An 11264-nucleotide genomic window follows, 5' to 3' on the forward strand; every position below is an offset into this window, starting at 1 on the left:
GCAGGGGAGCAGGGGAGCAGGGGGGAATTAATCAATCCAAAATCCAAAATCCAAAATCTAAAATTATCACTGAGGTGAGTCTGAGGCTTGCACCGAAAATTGAGCAAAAACTCAGTGATTTACCAGAAATAGGCTTCAAAAAAGCTGATAATTTGGCACGGCTTGGTTTACACACCGTCCGCGACTTGCTTTTTTACTATCCCCGTGATCACATTGATTATGCGCGTCAGGTGAATATCCGCGAGTTACAGGCGGGTGAAACGGTGACAATAGTGGCTACAGTGAAGCGTTGCAACTGCTTTACTAGCCCCAAAAATCAGAAATTATCAATTTTAGAACTGATAGTAAAAGATAACAGTGGTCAAATCAAAATTGGTCGTTTTTACGCAGGTACGCGCTTTAGCAGTCGCGCTTGGCAAGAAAGCTTAAAACGCCGTTATCCAGTAGGTAGTATTCTGGCGGCGTGTGGGTTGGTGAAAGAAAGTAAATATGGACTGACACTGGATAATCCCGAACTAGAGGTTTTGGCAAATCCAGGAGATTCAATTGAATCGCTGAATATTGGGCGGGTAGTGCCAATTTATGGATTGACTGAGGGCGTGGTGGCGAATACAGTGCGACAGGCGGTAATTGCAGCTTTACCGGCTGCGGCTCAGATGAAAGACCCCCTGCCAAGTGGTTTGCGAAAGAAGTATGGTTTAATGGAATTGAAAGATGCGATCGCTAATATCCACTTTCCCAGCGATAGTGCCGCACTGCAAGTCGCCCGTCGTCGCCTAGTTTTTGATGAATTTTTCTACCTGCAACTTGGTTTACTACAACGTCAGCAGCAAGCAAGGGCGATTCAAACCAGCGCAATCCTTGTGCCACGAGGCCAACTTGTAGAGAAATTCCACGAAATACTGCCTTTTAAACTTACTGGGGCACAGCAACGAGTCCTCAACGACATTCTCAACGACTTACAGAAACCCGTGCCAATGAATCGTTTAGTACAAGGCGATGTCGGTTCTGGTAAAACGGTCGTAGCCGTGCTAGCTATCCTCGCAGCAATTCAATCCGGCTACCAAGCGGCGCTGATGGCTCCTACAGAAGTTTTGGCAGAACAACATTACCGCAAGTTAGTTAGTTGGTTTAACCTACTGCATTTACCCGTGGAATTACTGACAGGTTCCACTAAAGTTGCCAAAAGAAGACAAATACATTCTCAGTTAGAAACTGGTGAATTACCTCTGTTAGTCGGAACTCATGCCTTGATTCAAGACCCTGTAAACTTCCGACAACTGGGATTAGTGGTAATTGATGAACAGCATCGCTTTGGAGTAGAACAACGGGCGCGTTTGCAACAAAAAGGCGAACAACCTCATGTATTAACGATGACAGCTACCCCCATTCCCCGAACCTTAGCACTAACAATACACGGGGATTTGGATGTGAGCCAGATTGATGAGTTACCACCAGGACGGCAAAAGATTCAAACAACAGTATTGTCAGGTCAGCAACGCAACCATGCTTACGACCTTATCCGCCGAGAAATTGCCCAAGGTAGACAAGTTTATGTAGTTTTGCCTTTGGTGGAAGAATCAGAAAAACTGGATTTGCGATCGGCTGTAGAGGAGCATCAAAAGCTACAGGAAAGCGTTTTTCCCGACTTTCAAGTGGGGCTGCTCCACGGTCGGATGAGTTCAGCCGATAAGGATGAAGCGATTACCAAATTTCGTGATAACCAAACACAGGTATTAGTTTCTACTACTGTTGTTGAGGTTGGTGTAGACGTACCTAATGCCACAGTAATGCTCATTGAAAATGCGGAACGATTTGGCTTATCGCAACTGCATCAACTGCGAGGGCGTGTTGGTCGTGGGGCGGCTCAATCCTACTGTTTGTTGATGAGTAGTTCCAGAAGTCCTGATGCTCAACAACGGCTGAAGGTGTTGGAACAGTCTCAGGATGGCTTTTTCATTTCCGAAATGGATATGCGTTTTCGCGGGCCTGGGCAAGTATTGGGGACTCGCCAATCAGGAGTGCCAGATTTTACCTTAGCGAGTTTAGTTGAGGATGAAGAAGTTTTACTTTTAGCGCGGCAAGCAGCAGAAAAAATTATCGAGATGGATGCAACTTTAGAGCGCTGGTATTTGATGAAAGAAGAATTGAAGTATCGGTATGAGCGGTTAATGGGCGGAGCAATTTTAACATAGTATATCTGAGTTATTTCGTAGTGACAAAAATGAGGGTTTAATAACTGCGATGTCTACGACGGGCTACGCCTACGCTATAAGTTTATTACAATTAAATATATTGCAGGCTCCATCAAAATCATCTTAAATGTCCCTTGCTAAATGCCCTAGTAATGAAACAAATTAAAATTATTGTAGAAAAACATTCTGACAGTTATTTGGTATAAAATTTGAATTTTGAATTGAATTATGTGGACTGAACTAAAAAAAGCGATCGCTAGTTTCGATATTCCTGCTGATTGGATTGGTATTAGAGCCGTAAAGGAAACTTCTACTACCCGTTCAGTCCGTGACGGTTTACCCCAATTAAATGGCAAATCCTTTACTGTAGGAGCCATGCTGGAAGTTTTGGTTAACGGCTGTCTGGGTTATGCAGCTACTAACTCTCTAGAATTGTCTTCCCTGCAAGCTGCTGCTCAAACAGCCTATAACCAGGCACTAGCAGCCAGTGAATGGTGGATACATCCCTTCGGTGAAAGTGAGCGCCCTAAAGTCGTTGGTGAATATATATCTCCATTCCTTGAGCCATTGGATGCTCTGAGTCCGGGAGAACTCAACGATTTACTGGTTCGCATTTGCCAAACACTGAAAGTTGACGACAAGATTGTGCAAACCATAGCCAGTGCTAGCACAACCGACAGAGAATCTTGGTTTGTCAGCAGCAATGGCTCAGAAGTCTATCAAAAAATACTATCTATAGGCACTAATTATGGAGCCACTGCCCAAGATGGGGTAATTGTACAGCAGCGTAGCAACAACGGCTCGCAGGCAAACTGTTACCAAGGCGGACTAGAACTTTTAAAACAAGAAGATTTATGGCATCGGGTGCGGCAAATTGGCAAACAAGCAGTAGAACTACTGACAGCAGAGGAATGCCCAACCAGCCGTACCAATTTAGTTTTAGCCCCAGATCAAATGATGCTGCAAATCCATGAAAGTGTCGGACATCCCCTAGAAATTGACCGAATTTTGGGAGATGAGCGTAACTATGCTGGGGGCAGCTTTGTTAACAAAAGTGATTTTGGTAACCTAGTATATGGTTCGCCACTGATGAACATTACCTTTGACCCTACCGTACCTGGTGAATATGCCAGCTATGCCTTTGATGATACGGGGGCTGTAGCAACACGGGAGTATTTGGTTAAAGAAGGTGTACTACAACGCGGTTTAGGTAGTCTGGAGAGTCAAGCAAGAGCAGGTGTAGCCGGAGTAGCCTGTGCCCGTGCTTCCTCCTGGAATCGACCAGCAATTGATCGCATGGCAAACTTAAATTTAGAACCTCTAAACGCTACCTTTGAAGACATTATTGCTGGGATAGAACACGGCGTTTATATGGAATCTAACCGATCTTGGTCAATTGACGATCGCCGCTATAAATTTCAATTTGGTTGCGAGTACGCAAAATTAATTGAAAACGGCAAATTCACCAAAACCCTCCGTAATCCCAACTATCGCGCCACAACACCGGAGTTTTGGCACAGTTTAATTCAAGTAGGAGATGCTGACAACTGGCAAATGTATGGTACTCCTTATTGTGGCAAAGGAGAACCAAATCAGGCTATTTGGGTAGGACATGGTTCACCTGTTTGTGTATTTGCTAATGTCGAAGTTTTTGGTGGAGGAACTTGAAAAAGTGCAAATACAAGAGTTAGGAGTTTAAAATTAAAAAATTCTTTAACTTATAACTCCTAACTCCTAACTCCTAACTTTTCCTCCCCCTCTCTTTATTTCCCTATTAATATTTAATATCCATGAAAATTGAGGAATTATCTACGTTAGAAGTCAGCTTTAATCGACTGATTGAAACCCTGCTGATCAAAAAAGCAGAAAATGAACAATTCACTGTGAGACTAAGCAGTGAAAGAAGTCAATTTACTCGTTTCAATCATGCGAAAGTTCGACAAACCGGTTGTGTTGCGGATGGTTGGATCGAACTAACTTTGATGGCAGACCAACGCAGCAGTATTCAGCAGTTTCCCTTTACTGGAAATTGGGACGTAGATTGGCAGTTAACGTATGCTGCTTTGCAGGAACTACGTGAAGAACTTATTCTATTACCTATTGATCCCTATCTAGTTTTACCATCAGGAACTAATACTAGCCGGGAAGTACATTCTGGGAAATTATTGGCGGCGGAAGCAGTAGTACCCAATGTGCTAGAACTAGTTACTGAATTGGATTTTACTGGCATCTACGCTGGAGGTGTGGTAATTAAAGCTTACGGTGATTCCAACGGACAGAAACACTGGTTTGCTACTGATTCTTTTACCTTAGATTATTCTCTATTTACCACCTCTGGACAAGCAGTTAAAGGCACATTTGCAGGAAGTGATTGGGATAAATCTGCTTATGTAGCCAAAATCAGCGAAGCCAAAAATCAGCTAGAACTGCTTTCTCACCCAGCTAAAGAATTGCCACGGGGGCAGTACAAAACTTATTTTGCACCTGCTGCTGTTGCAGATTTATTAATAATGCTTTCTTGGGGATCTCTAAGCGAAGCTGATATCCAACAAGGAAACAGTGCTTTAGCTGCTCTATGGCGTGAAGAAAAACAACTTTCAACCGCATTTAGTTTGAAAGAAAACTTTCAACGGGGATTAGTACCGCGATTTAATGAATTGGGAGAAATAGCAGCACCAGAGATACCTATAATAGAAAAAGGAGATTTGATAAATACTCTGGTGAATTCTCGGACTGCTAAAGAATATCAAAAAACTGCCAACGGCGCTAATAGTTCAGAGACTTTACGAGCGCCAGAAGTGAGTCCGGGGAATTTAGTATTTGAGCAGATTCTTCCGAGTTTAGATACAGGATTATATTTATCAAATCTGCATTACTTGAATTGGAGCGATCGCCAAACTGGTAGAATCACAGGCATGACCCGTTATGCTTGTTTTTGGGTAGAAAATGGAGAAATTATCGCACCTATTGAAAACTTGCGTTTTGATGAAAGTCTCTATCGCTTTTGGGGAGAAAACTTAGTAGATTTGACCACTTTTCAGGAGTTTATTCCCGAAGTAGGAACCTATGAAAGCCGTCAACTAGGAGGTAGTTTAGTTCCTGGTATGCTTGTGGAAGATTTTACATATACCTTGTAATGACTTCATCCAAATATCTTTTGGAGATGCAAAATTTTGCATCTCTATTAGGAACACCAACCTTGTGTTTTTATAACTTGTTGAATTTCAGTTTCCAGTAATTGAAAAGTAGACAAAGCTCTAAGTGGTTGTTTGAAAAGTGGTATGTTGTAATTTTTATCGAATTATTACCTCCCTTAGTCCCCCCTTATAAAGGGGGGAAATAAGAAAATCCGGTTCCCTCCCCTTTATAAGGGGAGGGTTAGGGTGGGGTAAAAAATATTTGATACATCAATCATGACTTTTCAAACATCCTCTAAGTGGTGAAAAATCATCATGAAAATAGATTTTCCAGATAGTGGTGTACATCTGGAGTTTGGACTAAAGAGCTAGAGAAAAGCAGTCAGTAATGACACTGACTGCCGTAAAGTCAATAGATACTGATGTTGAAGAAGGTAGAGACAGAGAAGCAGCCATTTTTAGCAGGAGATCATAGCTTTGTCCAAACTCAAGTTTTAGACAAGGAACTCTCAAAGGTCTGCAATATAATTCCCAGAATCTTATCGACGGAATTAACATGGTATTCTACTGGGTCAATGCAAACAGTATTCTGTTCTAAAGTTAAGAATTTCCAAGCGGTTCCACTTGTGACTGCCCCATAGATGACTGGAATCTCATTCCCTGCCCTTTGATTGAATATCTGAGCAGCAATCATTGTGGCTGTACATTGCCCCAATCCGGCGATGATATTCTCATTTTTGGCCTCTATAACAGTGACTACTGGAGCGCTGATAAAATACTGTTCACGAGATGCACTGAGGATAAAGTCACAAAAACCTGAGAGGCCTTGAGCAGGATCAACATTGAACTCCGTACCTGAAAATAAGCTAATTTTATAATCTAACTGTCGCCTTACCTCAGACAGAATAGGAGCGATTAAAAACTCAGAACGGGCTTTTTCGCTGTTGATGGAAGTTGCTAAAGTTAGGTTCTCATCCAGCAACCGCTTCAGTAAGTCAGATGGCTGCACCGCGCCTACAGTCAGAAACAGATTACGTGTCTCTTCCAAAGTTAAGCCAAATGCATCTCTGACTTTAAGGAGAGTAAAATCACTGTATGCCATAGACTTCTGCTCAAGTTATATCTTAATTGTGTACGGCTTCCCCAGCCTCGTAAAACATTGATCGCTCCATTAACGCGAAATCAAGAATACCTAGAGAAAAACCAGATAATCACTCCAGTTCCCAGCACACAAATGACTCCCGCCAAGCCAGCTAGGGGCTTTTTGTTCTTACCTGTGAACCAGTCAGAGACTTTACCTGTGTAAGTAATTAGTTCTGCTGTATCTATCGTAGCGATCGCCCATATCCATCCCGCGTGCAATCCCCAAGCTAAACCCAAATTACCGGAATCGGCAAAGCGTGCCAACACTAGCACCATTCCCATGAACCACAATCCAGGAAGTTGGGGTGCCGTTTCGCGTTGCTCCCAAACCAGGTGTAGCAAGGCAAAAATCAAGCTAGAACTTGCTGCTGCTATCCAAACTGGATAATCCTGTGCTAATTCAGTGAATAGGAAACCGCGAAAAACTAACTCTTCTATCCCCCCAACTAACAACGCTATCAAGAAAATCGGTAGCAAGATGGGTAATAATAACTTGAAATTCGTTTTTTCAAAAGAGCACCAACCTAAGCCGAATTGCCCACTAAATACAATAGCTAGGCTCACCACTCCCAAACCGAAACCTAGTGCTAAGGAACCAAGAGTTGAAAGATTGCCAACCAAGCCGTAATCTGAAAAAGATTTATTCGTCAACCAACTAACTCCCCAAAGAATCAGGGGAGCTAATAGGTAGAGTGACACCAATAACGGCATCTTTTGCTCTGGCTGCAAAGGTTTAGTGGGTTGCCAATTGAGCAGTATTGCTGATACTGTTGCGATCGGCAACCAGCAAACTATCCAGAAAATAAAAAATGCCATCACTATAACAAGTGCTGGTGCATTTTTCATAAACGCCAGTAAGGTGTTGATCGAAGGCTCAAAGAAAGTTATCAAAATAAACAAAAAAACACGATAGACTTCTTGCATTATAGATTTCTTGCTGATTAATCAAGACTCTACTAAATTTGGTAACTTTTGCAAGGGGTCTAATCGTATTTTTTACCTGGGACAATATTTTTTAAATAGAGCTACCAGCTTGCTGTCGAGGTAAGGATAAGTTATCATCACCTGAAACTTATCCCTACCATCAGCAAATTTACTCTTCCTCGTCCAAATCTTCGTCCGATTCTTCGTCGTCTAAATCTGGTAAGGTTAGTTTTTTATCACTTTCGCCGAGTTGAATCAGATGAATATGCTTGTATCCCAGCCTAATTTCAAACTCATCTCCAGGCTTTAAGCCCATTGCTTTGGTATATGTGGCACCAATTACAATCTGACCATTTTGATGAACACTAACCCGATATGTCGGTTCACGACCACGACCATCTTTAGGTGCTTCTGGACTTAAAGGAATTCCTCTAGCCGATAGCAAAGCGTCATAAAAATCGGTGAGATTGACACGAACCTGGTTATTCTTAGTAACAGTGTAATAGCCGCACTGCTTGGCTCTTTCTCGGCGTGGTAACGTGGAAAGTTCTTTTACTTTAGCAAGTAGTGTTTTTCCAGTTAATGGCGCGGTTGCAGTTTCAGTCATTATGCTCAAATTTTCCTTACTCTCCAAATTGATAAACGATGTAGTCTCATGCCAGCATTTGGCTTTTTAGCATTTGCATAGAGCTACTTAGGACTCTAGTGTTACCCGTTAATTCCTGCTGCTAGGAGCCAAAAGCACTTCTATTATGGTTGTCCACAACCAGTTAGCGGTCATAGTTGCCACAGAAATTAATTTTGCTGATTTTACGGCACTTTTAAGCATTATTCGCCATTAGAAATAAAATTATTTTCTCTTTTGGCGCTATTGTAGCGGTGTAACTTTCAGCCACCTTTACAAATTGAGTTGGTTCTACTACAAATAAGTCGTAGACCCAATAAATTGCAGGCTTTCCACTGCCAGTGCTTGCCTTTCTTGCTAATGAGCAAGTAGAGTTTTCTCTACTCCTCCTCTCAAGCTTAGGACAGCATAGTACTTCAATAGAGTCCTACGGGCTTATGCCCTTTTGTCCTGCCAGTAGAGACGTGAATTTTCTTGTCTCTACATTACGAATAAACAAAGCAGTAGTAGCCGCGCTGATACGGCTATTGATTCTGCTTTTGTAACTTCGTAATTTTATATTAAATACTAGCATGGACTAATAATAGCAAAATTGTTGTTTAATTTTGAATTAAAGTTTCTGGTAAATTTTTATTTAAATTCTTGGACTCAAGCAAGTAAAAAGCAGTGAGGATTTTCCTAACCCTTTATTGAAAGCGTGAATATTGCCCTGGAGATTTTATAAAAATTTATCTAATTTAGACGAGCCGTTTTCACCAATGAGTTAAATCCCAGATTTTCTTGATTGAGAGGAGGCAAAAGCAAAAAGTATCAAGCATCCGGGTTTCCCGGTACAATAACTTTTATTTGAAAGTGGTGATGATTTTCTCTCGGTTTATTACCCTAAGCTTAAAAGCGGTCAAAAGATTTTACACGTCTGTCTATGGGAAGAATAAATAAATCTCTTAACGTATGCCTAGCGCTTGATTGCCACTACTATATATTGAATATGTGCTTTTACACTTCTATATAATCAAAAAATTCCGCCTTCGCTACCGCTTGCCGGATTTTGAGAACCAGTTACTCTGATTCAAGTTGACATTAAGACATGTTGCTAACCTGATATGCATTTAATTTGAATATTATCCTTAAGTCGGAGATAAACGTAAATCCCTCTGAAAACAAACCTTCTTTCCTTTACATTCCCAAACAGGTAAACTCAATGCAAAGCTGTGATTGCATTTTTGGCGTTTTAGCTCAGAATTTGACACAAATCTTGCCCACAGCGCTGCTATAACCAAAATTTTAATGGTTATCCTTAAATTAGAATCAGTCGCTCTTTCATCATCAGCCTATTAACACCAGGCTTGAATTAAGGGCTTTTCGCAACTACCTGCCTTGTACTGATGATTGTTGAGGCTGGTGAAGTAATTTTAAAATTTTGGTTAGTGTATGGAAGTTATTTTTAAGATCATTCGACAGCAACAAAATTCCTCCCCTGTTGTGCAAACCTATCTTGTAGAGGCAGAGCCAGGTAATACAATCCTGGATTGCCTCAATCATATTAAGTGGAAGCAAGATGGAACTTTAGCATTTCGCAAAAATTGCCGCAATACTATTTGTGGTAGCTGTGCTATACGAATCAATGGGCGTTCGGCTTTAGCTTGTAAGGAAAATGTTGGTAGCGAACTTGCCAGATTACAACAAATATCATCCCAAAGTAAAGTAAATGCCATTGGCGAAATCACGATCGCACCTCTTGGCAATATGCCTGTCATTAAGGATTTGATCGTCGATATGAGCAGTTTTTGGAACAATCTAGAGGCAGTTGCTCCTTATGTAAGTACAGCAGCCCGACAAGTACCAGAAAGAGAGTTTTTGCAAACACCACAAGAGCGATCGCGCCTCGATCAAACTGGCAACTGTATTATGTGCGGTGCTTGTTACTCTGAATGCAACGCTCGTGAAGTTAATCCAGATTTTGTAGGCCCCCATGCCCTTGCCAAAGCTTACCGGATGGTAGCAGACTCCCGCGATAGTGATACCCAAAATCGTTTAGAAAGCTACAGCGAAGGTACTAAAGGCGTATGGGGTTGCACCCGTTGTCTTTATTGCGATTCAGTTTGTCCAATGGAAGTTGCACCATTAGAACAAATCACCAAAATTAAACAAGAAATTCTCACCCAAAAACAAGCCAGCGACAGTCGCTCAATTCGCCACCGGAAAGTATTGGTAGATTTGGTTAAAGAAGGTGGTTGGATTGATGAACGTCAATTTGGGTTACAAGTTGTCGGTAATTATTTTCGGGATTTAAAAGGATTACTCAGTCTTGCACCCCTCGGTTTGCGGATGATCCTTCGGGGTAAGTTTCCCTTATCATTTGAACCTTCAGAAGGGACGGAACAAGTGCGATCGCTCATTGAATCTGTGCAACAAGTAGAAGGGAATAGGGAATAGGGAATAGGGAGTGGTAGAAGAAAATTCTCTACTCTCCACTCCCCATTGTTTAACGCGGTTCTTGAGGTATATTCAACGGCTGTCCATTCCGGTCATATACTAAAATATCCCACTGCCCATTATTACTAGACTCAAAGGCAATCCTACGACCATCAGCGCTAATTGTAGGATTGCGGACTTCCGATTGCAGGTTAGCAGTCAAATTCCGTGATTGGCGTGTATCCCGGTCGTAGAGAAAAATAGCCGATCGCCCCTGACGGCTAGCACCAAACACAATATAACGACCATCTTGTGAAACGCTAGGATGAGTTGCGATCGCATCAAAGGAATTTAAACCTGGCAAATCAACCAAATCACGAGTCACCGTATCAAACATATAAACATCTTGGCTACCTCGGCGGTCAGTAATAAAAACAATGTATCTCCCAGAAATTTGGGGGTTTAATTCTGACGCTAAACTATTGAGACTGCGCCCCCCCGAATCAAAGGGATAACTCAAAAGTCGAGGGTAGCCAAAACATCCAGTCAATAAACTTAAGCAGAAAAATATAGGTATAAAAAAAACACGTTTCATATATTGGGCATTGGGCATTGGTCATTGGGCATTGGGCATTGGGCATTGGTCATTAGACCTCTTGCAAAAGTCCTTCTTTTCGCTTTTTTCTTTGCGCCTTTGCGCCTTTGCGTGAGACAAAAAATTATTTATGCAAGAGGTCTGTCTATTGGGCATAGTTATTTTCTTTGTCTCCCTCATCTTCCCCTGCTCCCTGCTCCCCTGCTCCCTGCTCCCTGCTCCCTGCTCCC

Annotated in this window: 8 protein-coding genes; 4 read left to right on the forward strand and 4 right to left on the reverse strand. The window is 41.9% G+C overall.

The window, feature by feature from the left end; genetic code table 11:
• The 3 genes from recG to F8S12_RS08510 all read left to right on the forward strand — a co-directional run.
• Window positions 1-2195, forward strand: a 2195-nt coding sequence (gene recG, locus F8S12_RS08500; protein WP_196515872.1) for an ATP-dependent DNA helicase RecG, incomplete at its 5' end; no start/stop codon positions are given.
• 228 nt (window positions 2196-2423) lie between these two features.
• On the forward strand, window positions 2424-3863 hold the full coding sequence (locus F8S12_RS08505; RefSeq protein ID WP_196515873.1) for a TldD/PmbA family protein: 1440 nt from the start codon (window positions 2424-2426) through the stop codon (window positions 3861-3863).
• Window positions 3864-3985: 122 nt separating this feature from the next.
• Window positions 3986-5332: a TldD/PmbA family protein gene (locus F8S12_RS08510; protein ID WP_196515874.1), complete on the forward strand. Its 1347-nt coding sequence runs from the start codon at window positions 3986-3988 to the stop codon at window positions 5330-5332.
• Window positions 5333-5819: 487 nt separating this feature from the next.
• Here the strand turns inward: F8S12_RS08510 and F8S12_RS08515 are convergent, their stop codons facing one another.
• From F8S12_RS08515 to F8S12_RS08525, 3 genes are all read right to left on the reverse strand, one after another.
• Window positions 5820-6434: a hypothetical protein gene (locus tag F8S12_RS08515; RefSeq protein ID WP_196515875.1), complete on the reverse strand. Its 615-nt coding sequence runs from the start codon at window positions 6432-6434 to the stop codon at window positions 5820-5822.
• Window positions 6435-6514: 80 nt separating this feature from the next.
• Window positions 6515-7399 carry a CPBP family intramembrane glutamic endopeptidase gene (locus tag F8S12_RS08520; protein ID WP_196515876.1) on the reverse strand — a complete coding sequence of 295 codons (885 nt, stop codon included), beginning with the start codon at window positions 7397-7399 and terminating at the stop codon, window positions 6515-6517.
• Window positions 7400-7568: 169 nt separating this feature from the next.
• Window positions 7569-8006: an AbrB family transcriptional regulator gene (locus F8S12_RS08525; protein ID WP_196515877.1), complete on the reverse strand. Its 438-nt coding sequence runs from the start codon at window positions 8004-8006 to the stop codon at window positions 7569-7571.
• A 1449-nt stretch (window positions 8007-9455) separates the two neighbouring features.
• On the opposite strand from F8S12_RS08525, the gene F8S12_RS08530 reads away from it, so the two are divergent.
• Window positions 9456-10460 carry a succinate dehydrogenase/fumarate reductase iron-sulfur subunit gene (locus F8S12_RS08530; protein ID WP_196515878.1) on the forward strand — a complete coding sequence of 335 codons (1005 nt, stop codon included), beginning with the start codon at window positions 9456-9458 and terminating at the stop codon, window positions 10458-10460.
• Between the two features lie 49 nt (window positions 10461-10509).
• On the opposite strand, the gene F8S12_RS08535 is transcribed toward F8S12_RS08530, so the two are convergent.
• Window positions 10510-11034 (reverse strand): TolB family protein, encoded by a 525-nt coding sequence (locus F8S12_RS08535; protein ID WP_196515879.1) that lies wholly within the window; start codon window positions 11032-11034, stop codon window positions 10510-10512.
• Between the last annotated feature and the right edge of the window lie 230 nt (window positions 11035-11264).

The organism is Nostoc sp. WHI (assembly GCF_015714725.1).
GTDB lineage: Bacteria > Cyanobacteriota > Cyanobacteriia > Cyanobacteriales > Nostocaceae > Nostoc.